Below are 22639 nucleotides of genomic sequence, written 5' to 3'. Positions count from 1 at the left end.
CCTTTCACTGGGTGAGCTGGAGGAGAGCCTGCGCGAGCAGGGCGAGCGAGTGGGCCCCGGGATCCGGGATGCCGAGCGCCTTCTCGTGGTGCGCGCGGGCCCGGCCCATCTGGGGGAGGAGGTCGGCGGTCGCGGCCGCGGCCGCGGTGGCGGCGTCGGCGGCCTCGCGCCACGCGTCGGCGATTCCCGCGCCGTCCGCGGCCCGGGCCGCGAAGGTCTCGGCGAGCGGGTTCAGCGCGTCGACGAGGGTCTTGTCGCCGACGACGGCACCGAAACCGGCGACGCGGGTCTTCGCGGCCTCGAGGCCCGCCGCGATGGCGTCGGGAGAGGGCACGCCCTCATCGCCGAGGTGCCCCGCGATCGTGTCGAGGATCGCTCCCCAGATCGCGCCGGAGGTGCCACCGGCGCGGTCGGACCAGGCGTCCGCGGCCCGTGCGAGCGTCGTCGCGGCTCCCGCGCCGCGCTCCGCCGCATCGCGCGCCGCCGCCTGGGCGGCGTGGATCCCGCGCTGCATGCCGATGCCGTGGTCGCCGTCGCCCGCGATCGCGTCGAGGCGGCCCAGCTCGTCGACGTTCTCGTCGATCGTGGCGCGCCAGAGGTCGAAGGCCGCCGCGATCGTGCGGGCGACCTCGCGCGAGGAGTCGTCGGCGTCGCCGATCGCGTCCTCGCTCTCCTCGTCGCTCGTCTCGACGCGGACGAGGTGTGAGGTGTCGACGGACCCCCGGCGGTAGGCGGGCGTGTCGACGCCGGTCTCCCACAGCTCTTCGAGCTCGTCGTCGAGCCACAGCAGCGTCAGCGAGGTGCCGGCCATGTCGAAGCTCGTGCAGTACTCGCCGACGTGCGGGTCGACCGCGACGATGCCCGCCTCGTCGAGCAGGCGCGCGATGCGCCGGTAGACGACGAACATCTCCTCGTATTTGAGGGATCCGAGGCCGTTGAGCACCGGCACGACGCGCGCGCCGCGCACCTCCGCGACGTCGCCGGGCACCTCCTCGAGGAGGCGCGTCACGAGCAGCTCGGCGAGGCCGTCGGCGGTGGGGATCTCGGTGTCGCCGAGGCCGGGCTCACCGTGGATCCCCAGGCCGAGCGCCATGTGGCCGGGCGCGACCTCGAAGAGGGGCTCCTCGGCGCCGGGCAGCGAGCAGCCCGAGAACGCGACGCCGAAGGAGCGCGTGCGGTCGTTGGCGCGGCGCGCGAGCCGGGTGACCTCCTCGAGGTCCGCCCCGCGTTCGGCGGCCGCTCCCGCGGTGCGGAACACCGTGAGGTCGCCCGCGATGCCGCGCCGCTTGTGGATCTCGCTCTTGTCGGCGGAGGCGACGTCGTCGGTGACCGTCACGGTCTCGCAGGGGATGCCCGCGGCGCGGAGCTGCTCCTGCGCCGCGTCGAAGTTCAGCACGTCGCCGGCATAGTTGCCGTAGCTGAGCAGGACTCCGCCGCCGTTCTCGGCGGCCCTGGCCACCGAGAGGACCTGCTGCGTCGAGGGCGAGGCGAAGAGGTTGCCCATCGCCGCGCCGTGGGCGAGCCCCGGCCCCACGAGCCCGCCGAACGCGGGGTAGTGGCCGGATCCGCCGCCGATGACGAACGCGACCTGGCCTTCGGGCGTCGCGGTCGCGCGGGCCACGCCGCCGGACACGCGGCGCACGTAGCGTCCGTTGGCCGCGACGAAGCCGTCGATCATCTCGTCGGCGAAATCGGCGGGGTCATTCCACAGGCGGGTCATCGTCGAACCTTTCGTGAGTACGGACGTACGCCTAGTTTGGCAAACCGGTTGACCAATTGCAAATGGCGCACAGTATGATCGACATCATGCCAGCAGACGCCACCGGAGGATCCGACGCCATCGCCGAGGCGCTCGGCTCTCTGCCCTCGGGAACGCCCGTCAGCGAGGTCGCCCGTCGGCTCCTCGACCTGTTCACGAGCGGCGATATCGCGCCGGGCACGCGGCTGCCCGCGGAGCGCCAACTGGCCGCGTCCCTCAGCGTCGGCCGCTCGGCCGTGCGCGAGGCGCTCGCCGCGCTCGAGATGCTCGGCATCGTCGACGTGCGCCCCGGATCCGGAACCTATCTGCGCGGCGAGGCCAGCGCGCTGCTGCCGCAGACCCTGCGCTGGGGGCTGCTGATCGGCGAGCGCAACACTGCGGAGCTCATCGAGCTGCGCTCGGGGCTGGAGATCTACGTCGCGCGCATCGCGGCGACGCACGCCTCGGCCGAGGCCCGCGAGACGATCGCGCGGCACCTCGATGAGATGCGCGCGGCGGGCGACGACCTGCAGGCGTTCGCGAAGGCGGATTTCGCGTTCCACCTCGCGCTCGCCGACGCCGCCGGCAACGGCACCCTGCGCGACCTGCTGCACGTGGTGCGCTCGCTCCTGCAGGTGTACTCCGACCGCGCCGTGCACACCCGCGAGCAGGCCGAGCTGGCGCTCGCCGAGCACGAGGCCGTCGCCCGCGCCCTCGATGCCAACGACGCCGATGCCGCGGCGTCCGCGATGGCCGTGCACATGGTCACGGCGGGCGAGCGCCTCGCGGAATCGGCGCGCTGAGGTCCGCCGTCGGCCCGTCCCGCGGAGCCGAGCCGCAACTGCGGATGATGCCGGCGATCGGATCCGCAGATCCGGCTCAGCCCCGCAGCTGCGGCCCGCGCCTCACGCGTCGATTGTGATGTACTGCTCCTCGAGGAACTCGAGGATGCCCTCCGCCGATCCCTCGCGGCCGAGGCCCGACTGCTTCATGCCGCCGAACGGGGCGGCCGGGTCGCTCGCGACGCCGCGGTTGACCGCGACCATGCCCGCCTCGATGCGCTGGGCGACGGCGATGGCCTCGCGCTCCTCGCCGAAGACGTACGCCATGAGGCCGAACTCGGTGTCGTTGGCCATCCGCACGGCCTCGTCGGCCGAATCGACGCGCACGATCGTCGTCACGGGCCCGAAAATCTCGGTCTCGGTGATCTCGGATCCGTGGGTGACCCCGGTGAGCAGCGTCGCGGGATAGAAGGCGCCGTTGGTCGCCAGGGTGGCGCCGCCGAGCTGCGCCGATGCGCCGCCGTCGAGCGCGCGCTCGACGAGCCCGGCGACCTTGTCGCGCTCCTTGAGCGAGACGAGGGCGCCGAGGTCGTTGGCGCGGTCGGTGCCCGGGCCGATCTTGACGCCCGCGAGGCGCTGCCGGTACGCGGCGACGAACTCGTCGTGGATGTCGGTGTGCACGTAGAAGCGGTTCGCGGCGGTGCACGCGGATCCGCCGTTGCGCATCTTCGCGGCGAAGGATCCCTCGACCGCCTGCGCGAGGTCGGCGCCCGGGAGGACGATCAGCGGGGCGTTGCCGCCGAGCTCCATCGAGCAGCTGATGACGCGGTCCGCGGCGGTGCGCAGTAGCTCGCGCCCGACGGGCGTGGATCCCGTGAACGAGAGTTTACGGACGGCGGGCTGGGCGAGCATCGCCCGCGTCGCGGATCCTGCGTCGAGCGGCGTGACGAGGTTCACGACGCCCGCGGGAAGGCCCGCCCGCTCGAGCGCATCGACGATATAGGCCGCCGTGAGCGGCGTCTCGAGCGCTGGCTTCAGTACGGTCGTGCACCCGGCCGCGAGCGCGGGCGCCAGCTTGCGCGTGGCCATGGCGGCGGGGAAGTTCCACGGCGTGATGAGCACCGAGACCCCGATGGGCTGGTGGGTGACGATGATGCGCTTGTCGCCGGCGGGCGAGAGGCGGTAGTCGCCCGGGATGCGCACGGCCTCCTCGGAGAACCAGCGGAAGAACTCGGTGGCGTAGCGCGCCTCGCCGATGGCATCGGCCCACGACTTGCCGTTCTCCCGCACGATCGTCTCGGCGAGCGCCTCGACCTCGTCGGTGAGGATCTCGAAGGCGCGCCGCAGGATCTCGGCGCGCTCGCGCGGGGCGGTCGCGCGCCACTCGGGGAGCGCGCGCTCGGCCGCCGCGACGGCCGCGACGCAGTCGTCCTCGCTCGCGGCGGCGAAGCGCGCGATCTCCTGGCCTGTGGCGGGATCCGCGACCGCGAAGTCGCCGTCGCCGTCTCGCCAGGCCCCGTCGATGTACAGCTGAGTGCGAAAGTCCATGCCTCCAGCCTGGCACGCCCGGGGCGCACGGGCGCGGGTTCCGCGCACTCGAATGCGCGCTATTCCACGAGCCCGACGCGCCGGGCGGTGGCCACCGCGTCGGCCCAGCTCGAGACGCCGAGCTTGCGGTAGATCGAGCGCAGTTGCGTCTTGATCGTGTTGGGCGAGACGTGCAGCCGCGCGGCGACGTCGCGGGTCGAGTCCGCGACGACGAGCGCCCGGAGCACGGTGCGTTCCCGGTCGCTGAGCGCGAGCGTCGAGCTCGTGGCGCGCTGCAGCTCGTCGCGCATGTGCGCCAGCTCCCGCACGAAGCGGGATCCGGCGGGGTCGAGCGCGAGACCGCCCGCCTCCGCGATCGTGGTGTTGAGCGCGCCCATGCCCTGCGCGGCGAACGGGAGGAGCGGGCGCGATCGGGCCGCCGCGACGATCGCGACCTGCAGGTGCTGGCGGCCGACGTCCAGCGAGGACTCGGATCCGATCGCGTGATAGGCGAGGAAGAGCACGATGTGCGACCACACCGCGAGCACGCCGGATCCGTGCGGCTCGGCGGCGGAGGCGAGCGATGCGATCGCGCGCTCCGGCTCCCCGCCGCGCAGGTGCGTGCGCGCGCGGAGCAGATCGACGGGCACGAGACGGGCCGCCGCCTCGGGGATCCGCGAGATCGCCTCGAAGGCGGCCTCATAGCGCCCGTCGCCCGCGAGGGCCTCCGCGCGTGCCCACGCGAGGATCACGCGCTGGTTGAGGGCGGGTGCCGCCGCGCCGTTCTCCTGTTCGAACAGATCGATGCTCCGCAGCGCGAGCTCGGACGTGCCGAGGAGGCCGTGCGCGATGGTGCGGAGCGCGAGGGAGACGTGCGCCATCACCCGGGGGTCGTCGATCGAATCGGGACCGGCGAGCGCGTCCCGCATGGCGGTCGGGTCGACGGCGTACAGCGCGTTGGCGAGGGCGACGACGTCGCGCATGGGACGCGACAGCGCCTGTGCGCCGACGAGGTTGTCGAGCCGGGCCTGGAAACCCGACGTCATCGGCACGCCCTCGGGCGCGGTGAAGAGCATCAGCTCGTGCGCGAAACGGGCGAATCGCTCGTGGCCGGCGGCGTGAGCGAGGGACGCCGCCGCGGACAGGCGCGCGGCCGACACGTCGCTGCGCGAGGCATCGAGCGCGCTGAGGCCGGCCTGTAAGAGCATGTTCGCGCGGATGATGCTCGCGGCGGGCCCGTCGGCGATGTCGGAGGTATTCGCGAGTTCCTCGTGCAGCTCGAGGGCCTCGCGCGCGCGACCCTCGAGCCGGAGCAGCACCCCGCGCAGCAGGGCGGCGACGATGCCGACCCCGCCGGGCTGCTCGCCGACCTCGTCGAGCAGCTCGCGGGCGGCGTGCCGGTCGGCCGTGGGCACGCATCCGCTGTGGCCCGCGCTCGTGACCGACACCAGGGCGCGCGCGAGCGCGACGCGGAGGGCGGGAGCGGGGTCGCGCTGCACGGCCTGCTCGAGCCACGGGCGCGCGAGGGAGACGTCGACCTCGCCGAGCTGCCACCAGTAGCGGGTGAGCATGCGGTCGCGCGGGCCCGGCAGCTCGGCGACGACGGCCCAGCCGTCGCCGGCATGGCCCGCGTCGAGCAGCTTCGCGGCGAGATCGGCGATCGCCTCGTCGACGTCGTCGAGCCGGGCTTCGCGCGTGATGCGCTCGACGACGGCGGCGCGGATCGCGGGGCGCAGCTCGATGCGGTCGCGCTCGACGTCCTCGATGAAGAAGCCCGATTGCATGATGTTGTCGAGCGCGGCGCGCACGACCTCGTCGCGGCCCCACACCGCGAGCAGCGTGCGTCGCGGCATCGGGCCGATCCGCGCCGTGACGAGCACGGCGTGCCAGCCGTTGGGGCGGAAGACCCCGGCGGCGGCGGATCCGGCGAAGTGGGCGGCCTGTTCGTGACAGCCGGCGCGCACGGCCTCGTCGTCGAGGGATCCGCGGGCCGCCGCCGCGCGCAGCACGGCGTCGACGAAGCCCGCGTGGGTGCCCACGCGGTCGAGGAGGGCGGTCGCCTCGTCCCAGCTGAGGCTGAGGCCGAGCTGGTCGGCGCGGTCGAGCACCTCGTCCGCGGTGAAGCCGAACATTGCGCCGGAGAAGACGCGTTCGGGGCGGAGCCCGGCGTCGAGGAGCTCCGGCGGCCACTGCGTGCTCGACACGGCGATGAGCGTGGCGTTCGGCCAGCGTCGCCGCACGGCGAGGGTCGCCGTGGCGTGGTCGGTGCGCATACCCTCGATCTCGAGCAGGACGACGTCGGCCTCGGGCGCGTTCTCGGGCACCTCGAGGCGGTTGGACGACCACACTACGAGGCGCTGCTCGGTGTCGGCCAGCCATTCGCGCACGCTCGAGGCCACGCCGCTCTTGTGCTGTGCGGTGACGAGCACGGTCGCGCCCGGCATCACCCGTCGCCACAGCGCGACGAGACGAGGCCGAGACAGTCGGTCTGCGGAGCTCATGCGTCCATCGTCTCACGCGGGGTGATGCTGTGTGATTCGAGGGTGAGCGAGGGGTGAAAGGGGGGAGAAGGTGCGGAAACGCGACAATCTTCGACGTAGTCTCGAAATGTCGGTGATCGCGGGTGACGCGACACCGGTAGCCGAAAGGTTCGGGGCCCGGGAAGCGGTCGGGGGAGCGCTGCCCGGGCTTTCCCATGCCCGCGGGGTGCGTCGCCCGCGCCGCGGGTCCTGGCTAGACCAGCCCGTGCCTCGCGAAGGCGGTCCAGATCCCGTCCGCATCGACCGAGCTCGTTTCCTCGTCGGCGGCCGCGAGGGCGTCCGGCGTCGCATTGCCCATCGCGATGCCGGTTCCCGCGGCCCTCAGCATCTCGAGGTCGTTGTTGTTGTCGCCGATCGCGATCGCGTCGGCGACCGCGATTCCGAGCCGGTCGAGGAGCAGCAGGAGGGTGGATCCCTTCGTCACGCCGGAGGGCGAGACCTCGCCGCCGGCCGTGCCGAGCCCGGGCATCGTGCCCGTGATGACGTGGAAGCGCTCGCCGAGGCGCGCCCTGACCGCCGCATAGGCGCCGGCGTCGTCGCTCGAGAAGACCGACTTCGCGATCCCCGTCACGGGCGGATCCTCCGTCACCGTGATGTGGTCGAGGAGGGCCGTGCGCGTGGCATCCGACAGGCGTCCCTCCGCCTCGAGCGAGGACGCGAGCCGGTCGAAGCCCGCCCGCGTCGCCCACACGTCCTCCCGGCCCTGCAGGATGAAGTCGGCGCCGACGTCGCGATAGCCGGCGATCATCTCGGCCGCATCCTCCGGCGACATGAGGCGTTCGATCGCCCAGCCGCCCTCGCCCCACAGCTCGCCCGTCCACGCGTAGGCGCCGGCGCCCAGGATCGCGCCGTCGAAGCCGATCTCGACGAGGCGCCGCTCGACCTCGGTCGGCGTGCGGCCGGAGGCGAGGAAGACGAGGTGCCCGTTCGCCCGTGCCCCGCGGATCGCCCGCACCGTCGAGTCCGGGATCTCGCCGTCGTGATCGATGATGGTGCCGTCGATATCGAGGAATACGATGCGCCGCGTCATGTTCCCCAGTCTGTCAGGCCCGCGCGCTCGGGGCGCCCTACCGCGCGGCCTTGACGGGCAGCACGAGCGCGAGCCCCACGAGCAGCACGATCATGATCCCGAGCACGCCGAACACCGTGGATCCGGCGATCGCGATGAACGAGGCCCAGAGCGCCGAGGACATCCAACTCGCGGCGCGCCCCGTGGTGGCGTAGAGGCCGAAGATCTCGCCCTCGCGGCCCGCGGGGGTGACGCGGGCGAGGAACGAACGGCCGGCGGACTGCGCGGGGCCGACGAACGCGCACAGGATCAGGCCGAAGATCCAGAACACCGGCTTCCCGACGGAGGCGAAGGCGAACACGACCAGGCCCGCGACGATCATGCCGGAGAGGGCGAAGACGATGATCGCCTTCGGGCCGAAGGTGTCGTCCCAGCGGCCGGCGATGATCGTGGACAGGCCCGCGATGAGATTGGCGGCGATGCCGAAGATCACGATGTCGATGAAACCGAAGTCGAAGACCTGGCTGGCGATGACCGCGCCAAAGGCGAAGACGCCGGCGAGACCATCGCGGAACACGGCGCTCGAGAGCAGGAACCAGAAGGTGTTGCGGGTGGCGGGGTTGCGATACAGGCCCACGACGTCGCGGGCGAGCTGCGCGTAGCTCTGGAAGAAGCCGACCCGGCGCTCAGGCTTGCCGAGCGGGGCGGGCTCCGGCACGGCGAAGAACACCGGCAGGCAGAACCCGATCGCCCACACGGCGCAGCCCACGGCGATGAGGCGGAAGGGCAGGCCGTTCTCCTCCGGCAGCCCGAACCAGTCGCCCATGTAGAACACGACGACCAGGATCAGCGCGACGACGCCGCCGACGTAGCCGAAGCCCCAGCCGAGGCCCGAGACGCGGCCGATGTTCGCGGGCGTCGCGATGCTCACGAGGAGGGCGTTGTAGTTGACCGACGCGATCTCGCCGAGAACGATGCCGAGCGAGATCATCGCGACGGCGAACCAGAAGTATCGTGGTCCCGGCTCCGCAAACCACAGCGCGAGCATGGCGAGCACCGTGCCGGCCGTGCCGATGCCGAGCCACAGCTTCTGCCGGCCGTGCGCGTCGGCCTGCTGGCCGAGCACCGGCGCAAGTCCGAGGATCAGGAGCCCCGCGACGGTGGATCCCCAGCCCAGCCCGCTCGCCAGCTCCGCGAGGGTGGCGACCTTCGCGGGGTGGTCGTCGTCGAGCGCCGCGACTCCCGGCGGCAGGAAGGCCTCGGTGGTGAGGTAGAGCGCCGTGAAGATGAAGGTGACGATGATCGTGTTGAACGGCTGCAGGCCCCAGTCCCACAGCGCCCACGACAGGATCGTCGACTTCTTCGTCGGCGTCGTGCCCAGCGCGCGCTGCAGTCCGAGCACGGGAACGGCCTCGCTGTCGGCCGCCGCGGGCGGCCGGGGAATCTCGCTCATGGCCGCACCCTACCGCGCGCATGTGACTTGTCGTGGTCGATCGGGCAGGATCGTGGGGTGACGATCTACTCCGAACGCGCGCTGAGGCGCGGGCACATCGCCGCGGCGACCTTCTTCTTCACCAACGGTGCCGTCTTCGCCAATCTGGTGCCCCGCTACCCCGAGCTCAAGGAGGCGCTGGGGCTGAGCGCGACCGTGTACGGCGTCGTGCTCGCGATGAACCCCATCGGAGCGATCCTCGCGGGCGTCGCCGCGGGCGCGCTGATCCGCCGCTTCGGCTCGGCCGCCGTCGCCGTCTTCGGCACGCTCGGACTCGGCGTGGGCGTCACGGCCGCCGCCTGGGCCCCGAATGTGTGGATCCTCGCCTGCGGATTCCTGATCGGCGGATCGCTCGACGCGATCACCGACGTCGCGCAGAACGCGAACGCGCTGCGCGTACAGGCGGCGCGGGGACGATCGATCATCAACTCGATGCACGCCCTCTGGTCGCTCGGGGCCGTGACGGGCGGGGCCATCGCGGCGGGGGCGATCGCGCTCGACATCCCCGTGCGCTGGCACATCCTCGTCTCCTCCCTCGTGCTCGTCGGCGTCGCGTTCTGGGCGCGAACGCAATCGCTGCCCGGATCCGAGAACGAGTCGGGCGAGGGCGAGCAGGGCGCGGCGAACGCGCGCCCCGCCGGCCGAGTGTCGACGGCGATCGTGCTGACCTTGACGGCGCTCGTGCTCATCGCGATCGGCGGCGGCCTGACCGAGGAGGTCGCCTTCTCGTGGGCGGCGCTCTACCTCGGCGACGAGGTCGGCGCGCCCGCGGCGCTCGCCGCGGCCGGCTTCATCGGGCTCGTCGGGGCGCAGTTCATCGGGCGGATCGTGAGCGACAGGCTCGTCGACCGCTACGGCGAGCGTGCCGTGATCATCTGCTCGGGCCTGTTCATCGCGGGCGGGATCGGCCTCGCGATCGGCGTGCCAACGGTGTGGGGCGCGTGCCTGGGCTTCGCGCTGGCGGGCTTCGGCTGCGCCCCCGCGATTCCCCTCGCGATGCAGCAGGCCGACCGGATCCCGGGGCTGCGCCCCGGCACGGGCCTCACGATCGTGACGTGGCTGATGCGGCTCGCCTTCCTCGTCGCGCCGCCGCTCGTCGGATCCATCGCCGACGCGACGAGCATCCGGGTGGGGCTCGCGGTGTCGCTCACGGGTGGCCTGCTCGTCCTGGCCCTCGCGTTCGTGATGCCGCGTAGGGTGGCCGCATGAAGATTCTGGTGCCCGAGACCATCGACGTGCCCGGTGAGCTCCACCCCCTCGTGCACGTCGAACGCTACGACCCGCGCGCCCCGATCCCGGTCGAGCACCGCGACGCCGAAGCGATCGTGACCTGGGGCAACGGGCCCGCGAACCTCGCGACGATCCCGGAGCTGTCGAAGCTCCGGTGGCTGCAGGCGCTCAGCGCGGGCGTCGATCACGTGCTGAACCTCGACGTGCCGGACGGCGTGATCGTGACCAGCGGATCCGGGCTGCACGACCGCACGGTCGCGGAGCACGCGACGGCGCTCGCGCTCACGCTGCTGCGCCGCATGCCGGAGGCCGCCGCGGCGCAGCGGCGCCACGAATGGTCGAGCGCGCTCGGCGGGGTGCAGCCGCTGCGGCCCGAGGACCGCGTCACGAGCTTCATCGGGTCGGAGGTGCTGATCTGGGGATTCGGCAACATCGGGCAGCACCTCGCGGGAGTGCTGAGCCTGCTCGGCGCCCGCGTCACGGGCGTCGCCCGCAGCGCGGGCGAGCGCTCCGGCTTCCCCGTGATCGCCGAGCACGACGTCGACGAGGCGCTCGCACGCACCGACGTGCTCATCATGGTCCTGCCGTCGACCGACGAGACCCGCCACGCGCTCGACGCCGCGCGGATCGCGCGGCTGCCCCGGCACGCCTACGTGATCAACGTCGGCCGCGGATCCACGATCGACGAGGCGGCGCTCGCCGCGGCGCTGCGCTCCGGATCCCTCGCGGGCGCGGCCCTCGACGTGACCGAGATCGAGCCGCTGCCGGCCGAGTCGGAACTCTGGGACACCCCGAACCTCATCCTCACCCCGCACGCCGCGGGCGGCCGCCCGGATGGCGCCGCGGCGCTAATCCGCGAGAACCTGCGCGCGTTCCTCGCGGGCGAGGAGATGCGCAACGTCGTCGACCGCTAATCCCCCCCCGACCGTGTCCCACTTTCGGCGGGATTGGCGGGTGCATTACCGCGTCAACTGGGACATGGGTTGGGGCGTGTCCCACTTTCGGCGGGAATCGCGGGCGTATAGCAGCACTAAGTGGGACACGGTGTGGGGCATGTCCCACTTGTGGCGGGAATAGCGGGCGTATTACCGCACCAACTGGGACACGGCGCGGGGCGTGTCCCACTTGTGGTGGGAATAGCCGCCGTATTACCGCACCAAGTGGGACACGGAACGCCGAAGGCCCCCGGAGGAGATCCGGGGGCCTTCGGCGTTCACCTCAGAACTGGCCGTCGACGAGGCGCGGAACGCCCCAGGGGTTGGCGTCCTTCAGCGGCTCCGGGAGGAGGGCCTCGGGAAGGTTCTGGTAGGCGACGGGGCGCAGGAAGCGCTCGATCGCGAGGGATCCCACGCTCGTCGAGCGCACGTCGCTCGTCGCGGGGAAGGGGCCGCCGTGCACCATGGCGTGACCGACCTCGACGCCCGTGGGCCAGCCGTTCGCGAGGATGCGCCCGGCCTTGCGCTCGATCACGGGGAGCAGCTCCCGCACCGCGTCGATGTCCGAGTCGGCCATCTGCAGGGTCGCGGTCAGCTGGCCCTCGAGGCGGGCGGCCGCGGCGGGCAGCTCCGACACGTCGTCGTAGCGGACGATGAGCGAGGCGGCTCCGAAGATCTCCTCGTGCAGCACGGCGTTCGACACGAACCTCTCGAGCGACGCATCGTGGATCACGGGGCCGGGGGCGTTGGGGCCCTCGCCCTCGGAGCCGCGGGCGAGGACGTCCGCGTTCTCGTCGCGGGTCGCGGCGCCCTCGCGCCACGCGCCGGCGATCGAGGGCGAAAGCATCGTCTGGCCGATCGAGGCGTTGATCTGCTCGACCACGGCGGCGACGAACGCGTCGCCCTTCTCGCCGGCGGGCACGAAGACCGTGCCGGGCTGCGTGCACAGCTGGCCGCTGGATCCGGTCGCGCTCGTGACGTATCCCGATGCGAGAGCCGCGAGGTCGCCCTCGAGGGCGCCCGGGAAGATGAAGACCGGGTTCACGGAGCTCATCTCGGCGTAGACGGGGATCGGCACGGGCCGGCCCTGCGCGGCCTGCACGAGCGAGATGCCGCCCGAACGGGATCCGGTGAAACCGACCGCCTGGATCGCGGGATCCGTGACGAGCGCCTGGCCGACGGTGCGGCCCGGCCCGTAGATCGCCGAGAACACGCCGGGGTGCAGCTCGTACTTCGCGACGGCGCGGGTGATGGCTCCCGCGACGATCTCGCTCGTTCCGGGGTGCGAGCTGTGCGCCTTGAAGACGACGGGGCACCCGGCCGCGAGCGCCGAGGCGGTGTCGCCGCCGGCGGTCGAGAACGCGAGCGGGAAGTTCGAGGCGCCGAAGACGGCGACCGGGCCGAGCGGAACCTTGCGCTGGCGGATGTCGAGGCGCGGCAGCGGCGTGCGCTCGGGCTGCGCCGGATCCACGCGGGCTCCGCGGAACAGGCCCGTGCGGACGACGCCCGCGAACATGCGCAGCTGGCCGGAGGTGCGGGCGACCTCGCCCGTGAGGCGCGCCACAGGAAGGCCGGTCTCGCGCGTCGCGCGGTCGATGATCTCGTCGCGCACGGCCTCGATCTCGTCGGCGACGGAATCGAGGAACGACGCGTGCGTCTCGGGGTCGAGCGTCGAGAACGAGGCGAAGGCCTCCTCGGCGGCGGCGGTCGCCTCGCGCAGCTGGTCGACGTCGATCTGCGAGTAGCCCGGCTCGAGCTGCTCGCCCGTCGCGGGGGCGATCGCGTGGATGGGAGCGCCGGTGCCCGCAACCGTGCGGCCGGCGATCAGGGAGTGTCCGGTGAGTTCGGTCATGTGACTAATCCTCTCGCGGTTTTACAGGGCGGGGCTCACGCCGGCGGACCGGATCAGGTCCGTCAGCTCGGCGAGATCCTTCTCGCCAAGGTTCTCGAGGGGGGCGCGCACGCCGCCCACGGGGCGGCCGACGGCTTGCAGGCCGGCCTTGACGATCGAGACGCCGTATCCGTTGCCGCGGTCGCGGATGTCGAGGTAGGGCAGCACGAAGCGGGCGAGCTTCTCGCTCACGGCCGCGCGGTCCTGACGGCGCACGTCGCCGTAGAACTCGAGCGCGAACTCCGGCACGAAGTTGAACATGGCCGAGGAGTAAGTGCTCATGCCCATCTGCAGCAGCGGCAGGGCGAAGGTCTCTGCGGTGGGCAGGCCACCCAGGTAGAAGAGTCGGTCGCCGTTCAGCGTCGTCACCTTCGCGAGGTGCTCGATGTTGCCGAGCGCGTCCTTGAAGCCGATGAAGGTCTCGTGGGCGTCGGCGAGGCGGGCGACGGTCTCGGCGGAGTAGATCGCGTTGGCCCGGTTGTAGACGATGAGCGGCAGCTTCGTGGCCTCGGCAATGGCCGAGACGTGGGCGAAGAGCCCGTCCTGCGTCGCCTCGGTGAGGTACGGGGGCAGCACGAGCAGACCCTCGGCGCCGGCCTCCTCCGCGGCGACCGCGTTCGCGACGGCGTTCTTCGTCCAGCCGCCCGCGGATCCGAGAACCGGGACCTCGGGGCGGGACGCCTCGACGGCGGCGCGCACGACGCGGGCATTTTCCTCGGGCGTGAGGCTGAAGCCCTCGCCGGTGCCACCGGCCGCGAAGAGTCCGCCGACCTCGTAGCTGGCCTGCCACGACACATGCTCGCGGTAAGCGGCCTCGTCGAACTCGCCATCGGCGTCGAAGGCGGTCACGGGGAAGGAGAGCAGGCCGTCCTTGAGGTGAGCGGCGAGCTCGGAGGGGGTGAAGTTCGTCATGATTCCACGCTAGGTCGAGATAGATACCCAAACAACCTAAAGAATGGATCACACGATGCCGATAGGGTATGAGTCATGTTGACGCTGGTGCAGGTCGAGTGTTTCGTGGCCGTCGCGGAAGAAGGGCATTTCGGGCGCGCCGCCGAGCGCCTCAGCATGAGTCAGCCGCCGCTGAGCAGGCACATTCAGGCACTCGAACGCGAGATCGGCGCTCAGCTGATCGATCGCTCGCATCGCGCGATCCGCATGACGGCGGCGGGGAGCGCGTTTCTGAGCGAGGCGCGGGATCTGTTGCGGGGAGCGGAATCGGCGGCGAGGATCGCCCGGCGCACGGCGCGGGGGGTTCAGGGCTCCCTGGACCTCGGCTTCACCTCCGCGGTGGGGCGCACGGCCCTGCCGTGGGTGCTGAGGCGGCTGCGCGATGGGCTCCCCGACGTCACGCCCACGCTGCACGAGATGGTGACGACCCGGCAGATCGACGCCCTCGGCAACGGGACTCTCGATCTGGGCATGGTGCGCCACACGCCCTTCACGACGACGGGGCTGTCGTTCCGCTCGTTCCTGACCGACACGCTCGTGATCGCGGCTCCCCGGCAGTGGGGGCTCGGCGACGGTGGCGGCCCGGTCGAGCTCTCCGCCCTCGACGGGCGCGACCTCGTGATGTATTCGCCCGACATGTCGCAGTACTTCCACGACATGCTCTCGGCGATCTTCATCGCGCGGGGCGTCGCGCCGCGGTACGCGCAGTACGTTGTGCAGATTCACACGATGCTCACGCTCGTCGATGCGGGGCTCGGCGCCGCGCTGGTGCCGGCCTCGACCGCCGTATGGTCGGGGCCGAACACCTCGATCGTGCAGGCCCCCGAGCTCGAGGAGTTCCCGATCGAGTCGTCGCTCGTCTGGCGCACCGGATCCGCGAACCCCGTGCTCGCCCGCGTGCTCGACGCCCTCGCATAGCGGTGGCTGGCGCGCTGCGATTCCTCTGACCATCCGCCCGAGAGCCCTCCGTAGCCGGACGGCGACGCGCTCCGCTAACGCTGAAACCCCTCTTGCACGCGACCACCGGCGCGATCGAGTTCGATCGCGATGCGATTCGCGAACTGATCGTGTCGGCCCTCCACCAGAGGCGCCGCCAGTGCGGCCGCGCGATCCGGGTCGAACTCGGCAAGGCGACGAGGGAGGTACTTTCCTGCACCGATCCAGCGGGCGTTCGAGAGGAGTATCAGCTCGGCTGTTTTTTCGTAGAGGAGCGCGGCAAGCACGTAACGTTCGGCGGGGGCCGTCGCGTCTCGGTAGTCATCGAGCAAATCCGTTATGACGTAGCGCCGGAACGTCGCTTCCGTGGCCTCGATAGTCGGCCCGGCCTCGTACTGGGGCGACCATTTCTGCTTGTAATTCTCGTGCTCAATCGCTCCACGGACAGCAATCCCATCGATCAGCATCTGGACGATCACGGGTCGGTACTGTTCGAACCCGCGGTTCGCCCAGACCTCGAAGCCCTCCTCGCCGAGGAGGAGAAGGTCGATGTCGCTGGTTGAAGTCCGTGTCCCGCGGGCGCGGGGCGCGAGAAAGCTCTACCCGGTCAGTCCCTGCCCTCGAAGAGCAGCGAGGTGCGCACCGCGCGGGGCGCGACGCGGTAGCGCGGTAGCGCGCCCGGTCCGCAGCTCGCGGTGCCGACGCCCGACTGCAGCAGATCGATCGACACGTGCGTGCGGCCGTCGGCCTCGAGCTCCCAGTTGTGGGTCTTGCGCGCGAGCTCGTCGCGGGAGTATGGCGACACCGTGAGGGCGAAGGGGGCGTCGAGCGCGCGGATCCGGAGCGTCCCGGCCGCGGTCTCGACGCTCGCATCGACGACGCCCTGCCGGGCGCCGGACTCCTGCGGCGTCACGCTGTCGACGACGAGCTCGTCGTCCGCGAGCGACCACCAGCCGGTACGCGCCGCGGCGCGCATGTCTGGGTAGGCCGACATCGGGCCGTCGCCCAGGTAGGAGGCACCCCGGGGCGCCGCACCGATCACGAGATCGAGGCCCAGGCGCGCCCACTCGGTCGGCCATTCGCCGTCGGGCTCGATCTCGAGGTCGAGCCGCACGGCACCGCCCTCGAGCGCCGTCCACGTCATCCGCGCGTCGATCGCGCAGTCGAGGATGGGGACGCCGGTGCGGGAGTGCACGCGCACGACGCCGTCCGCCTCCGCCGCCGACACGATCCGTGTCACGGCGCGGTCGTATCCTCCGCGGCGCCAGCGCTCGGCGTAGGGGGTCGGATCCTCCTCGGCGTGCAGCCGGCCCCAGTCGTTGTCGGTGGGTGCGCGCCAGACGCCGAGGCTCGGGCCCGCGTCGATCGCGAGGGGGCCGACGCTGCGGAGCTGCCCGGATCCGGTGGACACGTCGGCGGCGTCGCCCGACGCCGCCGGCGCGACGGGCGCGGCGAGGTGGGCGTCCTGGCCGCTGGAGATCTCGTGACCGGCCGGCGCCCACGCCGAGTCCCGCGCCGTGAGGGCGCGGACGGTCACGATGTCGGCTGCCCGTGCGTCGCGGGGATCCCGCAGCTCGGGCGGCAGCTCGATCGTGGCGGATCCGCGCGGCGCGACGCGCGGCGTCTCGAGCGCGATCCGGGCGACGGTCTCGCCGTCGACGACGCGCTCGGCGATGAGGTCGACACCCGAGAGATCGATGTGGTCGAAGCGGTTCTCGACGACCGCGGTCGCGCGCGAGGTGTCGACGCGGATCTGCACCTGGGCGATCGTCGCCGCATAGTGCAGCAGGCCCGGGCGCGGCTCGCGATCCGGCGAGACGAGGCCGTCGATGACGAAGTTGCCGTCGTGCACCGCCTCGCCGAAGTCTCCGCCGATCATGATCCGGCGCTCGCCGTCCTCTCCCGTGACGGCGATGCCCTGCTCGACCCACTCCCACACGAAGCCGCCCGCGAGGCGGGGGTACTGCTCGAAGAGGTCCCAGTACTCCTGCATGCCGCCGGGGCCCGTGCCCATCGCGTGCACGAACTCGCACTGGATGAACGGCAGCGTGACCCTTCGGGCGTGCGCGGCGTCGAGGCCCGCGGCGGCGGGGGAGAGGCCCTCGCGGCCGATCTGCTCGACCTCCTCGTGGCCGGCGTACATGCGCGAGTACACGTCGGCGTTGCGGCACGACCAGTCGCCCTCGTAGTGCACGAGGCGGGAGGGGTCGAACTGCTTCGTCCACAGCATCATGGCGTCGAGGTTCTGTCCTACGCCCGCCTCGTTGCCCATCGACCACATGATCACGGCGGGGTGGTTCTTGTCGCGGTGCACGGTGCGGCGGATGCGATCCATGAGGGCGTCGCGCCAGGCCGGGTCCGCGCTGGGGTTTCCGCGCCAGTCGACCATGACGAACTCGTGGCTCTCGTAGTCGCACTCGTCGATGACCCAGAAACCCAGCTCGTCGAACAGGGCGAGCGTGTCGGGGTGGGGAGGGTAGTGGGAGGTGCGCACGGCGTTGATGTTGTGGCGCTTCATGAGTTCGAGCTCGGCACGCACCCATTCGGCGTCGAACACCCGCCCCTTCTCGGGGTGGTGCTCGTGTCGGTTGACACCGCGCAGCATGATGGGCGATCCGTTGACGAGGATCTCGGTGTTCTTCACCTCGACCCGACGGAAGCCCGTGCGCAGGGTCACCGTCTCGCCGGCGGCACGCACGACGACGTCGTAGAGGCGGGGCGTCTCGGCGGTCCAGGGCTCGACGGCGAGCCCCGTGAGCTTGGCGGGCTCGCCGCTCGACGAGACGCCGAGCTCGGGGATCTCGACCCGCCACTCGCCCTCCGCCTCCACGGCGAGGTTCAGGGATCCGCTGCCCGCCTCGGGGTCGAAGTCGGCGGTCGCGAACACGTCGCGGATCCCGCCCGCGGGGCGGGCGAGGAGCGTCACATCGCGGAAGATGCCGGGCAGCCACCACATGTCCTGGTTCTCGAGGTAGCTCGCGTCGCTGAACTGGGCGACGCGCACCGCGAGGCGGTTCTCGCCCGCGTGGAGGATTCCGGTGACGTCGAATTCGTGCGTCAGCCGGCTGCCTCGCGTCGATCCGAGCCACTCGCCGTTGAGCCAGATCTCACCCGCCGACTCGATGCCGTCGAAGCGGATGATCTGCTCGGCGTGCGCGAGGAGGGCGTCGTCCGCGACAAAGTCGAGGACGTGGTCGCCGATCGGGTTGGCCATGGGCGGGTGCGGCGGATCGACGGGGAACGGCATCTGCACGTTCGAGTAGGCGGGCGCGCCGTGGCCCTGCAGAACCCAGTGGCCGGGCACCTGGATCTCGTCCCACGATGCGACGTCGTCGTCGCGCCAGTTCTCGGGTGCCTCGTGGAGGGTCGGCGAGAGGCGGAATCGCCAGGATCCGGCGAGCGACTGCTGCGGTGCGTCGGTCGTCAGGCGCGCGCGAGGGGCGAGCGCGCCGACTCCGGGCGCGGGGCGGGAGATCTGCATGGGTGCGTCCTTCGTTGGGGTCGGGTCAGCGCAGGCCCTGGCTGCGCAGCTCTGCGGCGAGGTCCTGCGCCGCGGCGATGACGATGCGCGCGACGCGCGTGCGCTCCTCGGCGGTGGCGTGGCTCAGCGGCATCGAGCAGCTGATCGCGTCGGTGGCGGGGATCCGGTAGCCGATCGCGGCGGCGATGCAGGTGACGCCGAGCGTGTTCTCCTCCTCCTCGAGCGCGTAGCCGTCGCGGCGGATGCGCTCGAGGTCCTCCTCGAGCCGATCCCTCGTCGTGATCGTGTGGGGCGTGAGCGCCGGATAGGGCGCGCGGGGCAGGGTTCGGTCGAGCTCGCTCGCACTCAGCTCCGCGAGGAGGGCCTTGCCGAGCGAGGTCGCGGTCGCGGGCAGGTGGCGGCCGACGCGCGAGGTGGCACGGGCGGCGTTGTGCGCGTACCGGCTGTCGAGGTAGAGCACGTGGGCGCCGTCGAGGCGAGCGAAGTGCGCCGTGTAGCCGGTGGCGTCGCGGAGCCGCTCGAGTGCCGTGCGCGCGATCGGGAGCGCCGCGTCGCGGTCGAGGTAGGACGTGCCGACGGCCAGGGCGCGTGGGCCGATCATGACGCGGCCATCGGGGGTCAGCTCGACCCAGCCCGTGTCGGTCATGGTGTGGATGAGCTGGTGGAAGCTCGACCTCGGGTAGCCGAGGGCACGATGCAGGTCGGCGACCGAGAGCGGTTCGCGGGCGCGCGACAGCGTGTCGAGGAGTTCGAGGGTGCGCTCCGCGGACTTCACGCGCCGGGTCGCCGCCGCCTCGATGGTCTGAACATTCATCGTCGTCGACGTCATCCTCTGCATTTTGACATCATCTCGAACAATTCACTACTCTACAGAACGTTCCACATGCGTGGACCACATTCACATATGCGAAAGGTTGTCAATGGCGACGTCAGCACGAAGGAAAGCGGCCGCCGGGCTGCTCGCGGCGGGAATGCTGTTCTCGGTCGTCGCGTGCAGCCCGGCCCCGCAAGACGACGCGAACGCGCCGCTCGAGGTCTGGGCGCGCGTCTCCGGCGGCGCGGCCGCCGCTTACGAGCGCATCTTCGCGGAGTACACCGCGCAGACCGGCGTGGAGATCGACTTCACGGCCGTCCCCGAGCTCGACACGCAGATCCAGGCGCTCGCGCAGCAGAAGAAGCTGCCCGATGTATGGATCAACGACGCCGGATCCCTCGGCAACTACGTCGCGCAGGGGTTCCTGCTGCCCGTGGATCCCGCGAACATCGACGGCGCCGAGAACATCCCGCAGTCGACCTGGGACGAGAACCTCGGGATCGACGGCGAGATCTACGGCGTTCCATTCTCCCGGCAGGCGGTCGTGACCTTCGTCCGCAAGGACTGGCGCGAGAACCTCGGCTACGACGTCCCGAAGACGTGGGACGAGCTGCACGAGCTGGCCGTCGCGTTCGCTGAGGAGGATCCCGACGGCAACGGCAAGGACGATACCTACGGCATGATCGTGCCCGGCAGCGCCCAATCGGGCTACATCTACCGGTGGATGAACCCCTACATCCTCCAGGCCGGTGGCGACGCGCTGACGAACAACGACGATGGTACCTTCTCGATCGCCTTCGACTCCGCCGAGGTGCGCGAGGCCGCCGAATGGGTGCAGCAGCAGTTCTGCACCGAGGGCGCGATCGTGCCGGGATCCATCGGCATGACCACAGCCGACTCGTCGTTCTTCGAGACGGGCGAGGCCGGCATCTACGCGACCGGAATCTACAACCTCAACACCTTCGACAACGCCGTCGGTGCCGAGAACGTCGAGATCATTCCGATGCCGGCGGGCCCCGCGGGCAGCACGAGCTGGGCCGAGGGCGAGGACATCTACTTCGGCGCGGCGAGCGATCGCATGGCGGAGAAGGAGCAGCTCGCCTCCTTCCTCATCAGCGAGACCGCGCAGCGGATCGGCATGGAGGCGGGCGTCGATGTCGACGGTGCCATCACGCAGGCCGTCGTGCGGATCCCGGTGAACCAGAACGTCGACGCCGTCGCGGTCACCGGCGACGAGCGCTATCAGGTCGCGGTGGACGCGTACGCCGATGCGGTGCCGTTCCCGTGGTCGATCAACTTCCTCCCATACCGCCAGATCATCGCCGACGGACTCAACGCGATGATGTCGTCGTGCGGATCCGACATCGACGCGGGAATCACGCAGATCGCGTCCGACCTGCAGGCACAGCTCGAGACAGATGGGATCGCCGGATGACCGCGCCCTCCACAATCGACATCGTGACGGCCGGGGGCCGTCGCGGCGGACGCCGCATCCCGGCCTCGGTGAGCTTCCGGCGCCAGCTGATCCCGTGGCTGTTCCTCGTGCCGGGCCTCGTGCTCGCGATCGTCTTCAAGTTCGTGCCGATGTTCGACGGCATCCGGATGAGCTTCCTCAAGGTGCAGCCCTTCCTCGGCGACGAGTTCGTCGGCTGGGACAACTACGCGACGGTGCTCGGCGACAAGCGTTTCATCGAGTCGATCGGCAACACCGTCACCATCGCGGTGTTCCAGACGGTCGGCGCCGTCGTCGTCGCCTTCCTTCTCGCGCTGCTCATGGAGGGATCCGCGCGCTGGCTGCGCTGGACCCGCACCGCCGTCTTCCTGCCGGTCGTCACGGCGCTCGCCATCATCGGCGAGGTGTGGCGCATCCTGCTCTTCCCGAGCGAGGCCGGCTTCGCCAACCGGGTGATCGGCTTCTTCGGCATCCCGCCGCAGGACTTCCTCTCGGATCCGAATCAGGCGATCTGGTGGGTCGTCGTCGTCGGAATCTGGACGGCGGCGCCGTACAACATGATCATCCTGCTGGCGGGTCTCGTCGGCATCGACCGCACGCTCTACGAGGCGTCGGCGATGGACGGCGTCTCGACCTGGCAGCGCCTGCGGCACATCGTCATCCCGTCGATGCGCTCCTCGTTCGCCGTCGTGCTGACGCTCGCCGCGATCCGCGCGTTGCGCGTCTTCACCGAGGTGTACGTGCTCACGGGTGGCGGACCGGCCGGATCCACTGAGGTCTGGATGACCCGCACCTTCTCTCTCGGCTTCGACCAGTACAAGCTGGGCGTCGCCTCCGCAGCCTCCGTGATCCTGCTCGTCGTCACGCTCGTCCTGACGATCGGCGTGCAGTGGATCACGCGTAGGAAGGGAAACAACTGATGTCGACCACAACGGAGAGCCTGTCCACCAAGCGCCTGACGACGCGGCAGGGCCGCCGCAGGAACGCGAAGGTCGTCGAGGGACGCTTCGACAGCGCGATGGGGTGGACCCCCGGGTTCAACGCGACGAACATCGTGCGCGTGATCCTCGTGATCCTCGCCCTGCTGATCTTCGCCGTGCCCTTCCTCATCATCCTCTCGTCTGCCTTCGACGGCGCGGCGTCCTCGATGGCGGTGAAGCTGTGGCCCAGCGAACCGTCGCTCGAGAACCTCCGCGAGGCGGAGCGCCTCGGCGTGTTCGGCTACCTGCTCAACTCCTTCGTGATCGTCGGCGGCGGCCTGCTGCTGCAGATCGTGATCGCGGTGCTCTCGTCCTACGCGCTCGCCCGTCACCGCTTCCGCGGGCTCGGGATCGTGATGGCCCTGTTCCTGCTCACGATGATGTTGCCCGAGGAGATCATCGCGATCCCCCTGGCCCAGACGATCGGCGACGTCGCGGGCACGGGACTGAACCTCCGCGGAACGCCCTTCGGCGTCATCCTGCCCGTCGCGGTGTGGGGTTTCTCGATCTTCGTCATGACGGAGTTCATGCGCGACCTCCCTCCCGAGATCGAGGAGGCCGCGCGCCTGGACGGCGTCGGCGAGCTGCGAATGCTGTGGAGCATCATCCTGCCGATGTGCAAGCCGGTGCTCGGCGTCGTGACGATCTTCGGATTCATGATGATCTGGGATCAGTACCTGCTGCCGCTCATCGCGGCCAACTCGCCCGACGACTACACCCTCACCGTCGCGCTGCGCGTGCTGCGCGCCGTGCCCGGTAGCGGATCCGGAGTCATCCTCTTCGGCGCGCTCCTCGCCCTGATTCCGAGCCTCATCATCTACCTGCTCATGCAGAAGTCGCTCATCCGCGGTATCGCGGCCGGCGCGACGAAGGGATAACC

At 71.0% G+C, this 22639-nt stretch carries 17 protein-coding genes; 7 read left to right on the top strand and 10 right to left on the bottom strand.

The window, feature by feature from the left end:
- Positions 1-4 precede the first annotated feature (4 nt).
- Positions 5-1720: a dihydroxyacetone kinase family protein gene (locus tag IEX05_RS10790; RefSeq protein WP_188701731.1), complete on the bottom strand. Its 1716-nt coding sequence runs from the start codon at positions 1718-1720 to the stop codon at positions 5-7.
- Positions 1721-1806: 86 nt separating this feature from the next.
- Between IEX05_RS10790 and IEX05_RS10785 the strand changes: the two genes are divergently transcribed.
- Positions 1807-2541, top strand: coding sequence for a FadR/GntR family transcriptional regulator (locus IEX05_RS10785; RefSeq protein ID WP_188701729.1), 735 nt, complete (start codon positions 1807-1809; stop codon positions 2539-2541).
- A 102-nt stretch (positions 2542-2643) separates the two neighbouring features.
- On the opposite strand, the gene IEX05_RS10780 is transcribed toward IEX05_RS10785, so the two are convergent.
- The 4 genes from IEX05_RS10780 to IEX05_RS10765 all read right to left on the bottom strand — a co-directional run bounded on the left by IEX05_RS10780 (position 2644) and on the right by IEX05_RS10765 (position 9049).
- Positions 2644-4068, bottom strand: a complete 1425-nt coding sequence (locus IEX05_RS10780) for an NAD-dependent succinate-semialdehyde dehydrogenase (RefSeq protein ID WP_188701727.1) — start codon at positions 4066-4068, stop codon at positions 2644-2646.
- A gap of 59 nt (positions 4069-4127) precedes the next feature.
- Positions 4128-6548, bottom strand: a complete 2421-nt coding sequence (locus tag IEX05_RS10775) for a LuxR C-terminal-related transcriptional regulator (protein WP_188701725.1) — start codon at positions 6546-6548, stop codon at positions 4128-4130.
- Between the two features lie 232 nt (positions 6549-6780).
- Positions 6781-7617, bottom strand: coding sequence for an HAD-IIB family hydrolase (locus IEX05_RS10770; RefSeq protein WP_188701723.1), 837 nt, complete (start codon positions 7615-7617; stop codon positions 6781-6783).
- A 37-nt stretch (positions 7618-7654) separates the two neighbouring features.
- A complete protein-coding gene (locus IEX05_RS10765) occupies positions 7655-9049 on the bottom strand; it encodes an MFS transporter (protein WP_188701721.1) in 1395 nt (464 codons plus the stop codon).
- Between the two features lie 57 nt (positions 9050-9106).
- Here IEX05_RS10765 and IEX05_RS10760 point away from each other — a divergent pair, with 57 nt between their 5' ends.
- Together IEX05_RS10760 and IEX05_RS10755 are read left to right on the top strand one after the other, a co-directional pair.
- Positions 9107-10297 (top strand): MFS transporter, encoded by a 1191-nt coding sequence (locus tag IEX05_RS10760; protein ID WP_229661261.1) that lies wholly within the window; start codon positions 9107-9109, stop codon positions 10295-10297.
- Complete coding sequence (locus IEX05_RS10755) at positions 10294-11232, top strand: NAD(P)-dependent oxidoreductase (RefSeq protein WP_188701719.1); 939 nt, start codon at positions 10294-10296, stop codon at positions 11230-11232. Before IEX05_RS10760 ends, IEX05_RS10755 begins: the two co-directional genes overlap by 4 nt.
- A 304-nt stretch (positions 11233-11536) precedes the next feature.
- Here the strand turns inward: IEX05_RS10755 and IEX05_RS10750 are convergent, their stop codons facing one another.
- Together IEX05_RS10750 and IEX05_RS10745 are read right to left on the bottom strand one after the other, a co-directional pair.
- Positions 11537-13105 (bottom strand): aldehyde dehydrogenase (NADP(+)), encoded by a 1569-nt coding sequence (locus IEX05_RS10750; protein ID WP_188701717.1) that lies wholly within the window; start codon positions 13103-13105, stop codon positions 11537-11539.
- A gap of 21 nt (positions 13106-13126) precedes the next feature.
- Entirely contained in the window at positions 13127-14056 is a 930-nt protein-coding gene (locus IEX05_RS10745) for a 5-dehydro-4-deoxyglucarate dehydratase (RefSeq protein ID WP_188701715.1), read from the bottom strand.
- A gap of 75 nt (positions 14057-14131) precedes the next feature.
- Here IEX05_RS10745 and IEX05_RS10740 point away from each other — a divergent pair, with 75 nt between their 5' ends.
- The gene (locus tag IEX05_RS10740; RefSeq protein ID WP_188701713.1) at positions 14132-15013 is read left to right on the top strand and encodes a LysR substrate-binding domain-containing protein; all 882 of its coding nucleotides are present in this window, start codon (positions 14132-14134) and stop codon (positions 15011-15013) included.
- Between the two features lie 74 nt (positions 15014-15087).
- On the opposite strand, the gene IEX05_RS10735 is transcribed toward IEX05_RS10740, so the two are convergent.
- The 3 genes from IEX05_RS10735 to IEX05_RS10725 form a co-directional block, all read right to left on the bottom strand.
- Positions 15088-15510, bottom strand: coding sequence for a hypothetical protein (locus IEX05_RS10735; protein WP_188701711.1), 423 nt, complete (start codon positions 15508-15510; stop codon positions 15088-15090).
- Positions 15511-15638: 128 nt separating this feature from the next.
- On the bottom strand, positions 15639-18512 hold the full coding sequence (locus IEX05_RS10730; RefSeq protein ID WP_188701709.1) for a glycoside hydrolase family 2 TIM barrel-domain containing protein: 2874 nt from the start codon (positions 18510-18512) through the stop codon (positions 15639-15641).
- Between the two features lie 25 nt (positions 18513-18537).
- Positions 18538-19341 (bottom strand): IclR family transcriptional regulator, encoded by an 804-nt coding sequence (locus IEX05_RS10725; RefSeq protein WP_229661260.1) that lies wholly within the window; start codon positions 19339-19341, stop codon positions 18538-18540.
- 91 nt (positions 19342-19432) lie between these two features.
- Here IEX05_RS10725 and IEX05_RS10720 point away from each other — a divergent pair, with 91 nt between their 5' ends.
- Genes IEX05_RS10720 through IEX05_RS10710 form a run of 3 tightly spaced genes read left to right on the top strand, consistent with a single transcriptional unit; the run spans position 19433 to position 22637 of the window.
- A complete protein-coding gene (locus IEX05_RS10720; protein WP_188701707.1) occupies positions 19433-20761 on the top strand; it encodes a sugar ABC transporter substrate-binding protein in 1329 nt (442 codons plus the stop codon).
- Complete coding sequence (locus IEX05_RS10715; protein WP_188701704.1) at positions 20758-21699, top strand: carbohydrate ABC transporter permease; 942 nt, start codon at positions 20758-20760, stop codon at positions 21697-21699. Before IEX05_RS10720 ends, IEX05_RS10715 begins: the two co-directional genes overlap by 4 nt.
- Positions 21699-22637: a carbohydrate ABC transporter permease gene (locus tag IEX05_RS10710; RefSeq protein WP_188701702.1), complete on the top strand. Its 939-nt coding sequence runs from the start codon at positions 21699-21701 to the stop codon at positions 22635-22637. The genes IEX05_RS10715 and IEX05_RS10710 overlap by 1 nt, the downstream gene beginning before the upstream one ends.
- The last annotated feature ends 2 nt before the right edge of the window (positions 22638-22639 follow it).

Source organism: Microbacterium nanhaiense, from assembly GCF_014646015.1.
GTDB classification, from domain to species: domain Bacteria; phylum Actinomycetota; class Actinomycetes; order Actinomycetales; family Microbacteriaceae; genus Microbacterium; species Microbacterium nanhaiense.
Note: the sequence above shows the minus strand (reverse complement) of the source record. Positions and strands in the feature narration are given on the sequence as shown.

Bases quoted from the DNA above. Each gene is read 5' to 3' on its own strand.
- IEX05_RS10790 (WP_188701731.1), bottom strand. From the start codon at position 1,720: ATGACCCGCCTGTGGAATGACCCCGCCGATTTCGCCGACGAGATGATC.
- IEX05_RS10785 (WP_188701729.1), top strand. From the start codon at position 1,807: ATGCCAGCAGACGCCACCGGAGGATCCGACGCCATCGCCGAGGCGCTC.
- IEX05_RS10780 (WP_188701727.1), bottom strand. From the start codon at position 4,068: ATGGACTTTCGCACTCAGCTGTACATCGACGGGGCCTGGCGAGACGGC.
- IEX05_RS10775 (WP_188701725.1), bottom strand. From the start codon at position 6,548: ATGAGCTCCGCAGACCGACTGTCTCGGCCTCGTCTCGTCGCGCTGTGG.
- IEX05_RS10770 (WP_188701723.1), bottom strand. From the start codon at position 7,617: ATGACGCGGCGCATCGTATTCCTCGATATCGACGGCACCATCATCGAT.
- IEX05_RS10765 (WP_188701721.1), bottom strand. From the start codon at position 9,049: ATGAGCGAGATTCCCCGGCCGCCCGCGGCGGCCGACAGCGAGGCCGTT.
- IEX05_RS10755 (WP_188701719.1), top strand. From the start codon at position 10,294: ATGAAGATTCTGGTGCCCGAGACCATCGACGTGCCCGGTGAGCTCCAC.
- IEX05_RS10750 (WP_188701717.1), bottom strand. From the start codon at position 13,105: ATGACCGAACTCACCGGACACTCCCTGATCGCCGGCCGCACGGTTGCG.
- IEX05_RS10745 (WP_188701715.1), bottom strand. From the start codon at position 14,056: ATGACGAACTTCACCCCCTCCGAGCTCGCCGCTCACCTCAAGGACGGC.
- IEX05_RS10740 (WP_188701713.1), top strand. From the start codon at position 14,132: ATGTTGACGCTGGTGCAGGTCGAGTGTTTCGTGGCCGTCGCGGAAGAA.
- IEX05_RS10730 (WP_188701709.1), bottom strand. From the start codon at position 18,512: ATGCAGATCTCCCGCCCCGCGCCCGGAGTCGGCGCGCTCGCCCCTCGC.
- IEX05_RS10725 (WP_229661260.1), bottom strand. From the start codon at position 19,341: ATGACGTCGACGACGATGAATGTTCAGACCATCGAGGCGGCGGCGACC.
- IEX05_RS10720 (WP_188701707.1), top strand. From the start codon at position 19,433: ATGGCGACGTCAGCACGAAGGAAAGCGGCCGCCGGGCTGCTCGCGGCG.
- IEX05_RS10715 (WP_188701704.1), top strand. From the start codon at position 20,758: ATGACCGCGCCCTCCACAATCGACATCGTGACGGCCGGGGGCCGTCGC.
- IEX05_RS10710 (WP_188701702.1), top strand. From the start codon at position 21,699: ATGTCGACCACAACGGAGAGCCTGTCCACCAAGCGCCTGACGACGCGG.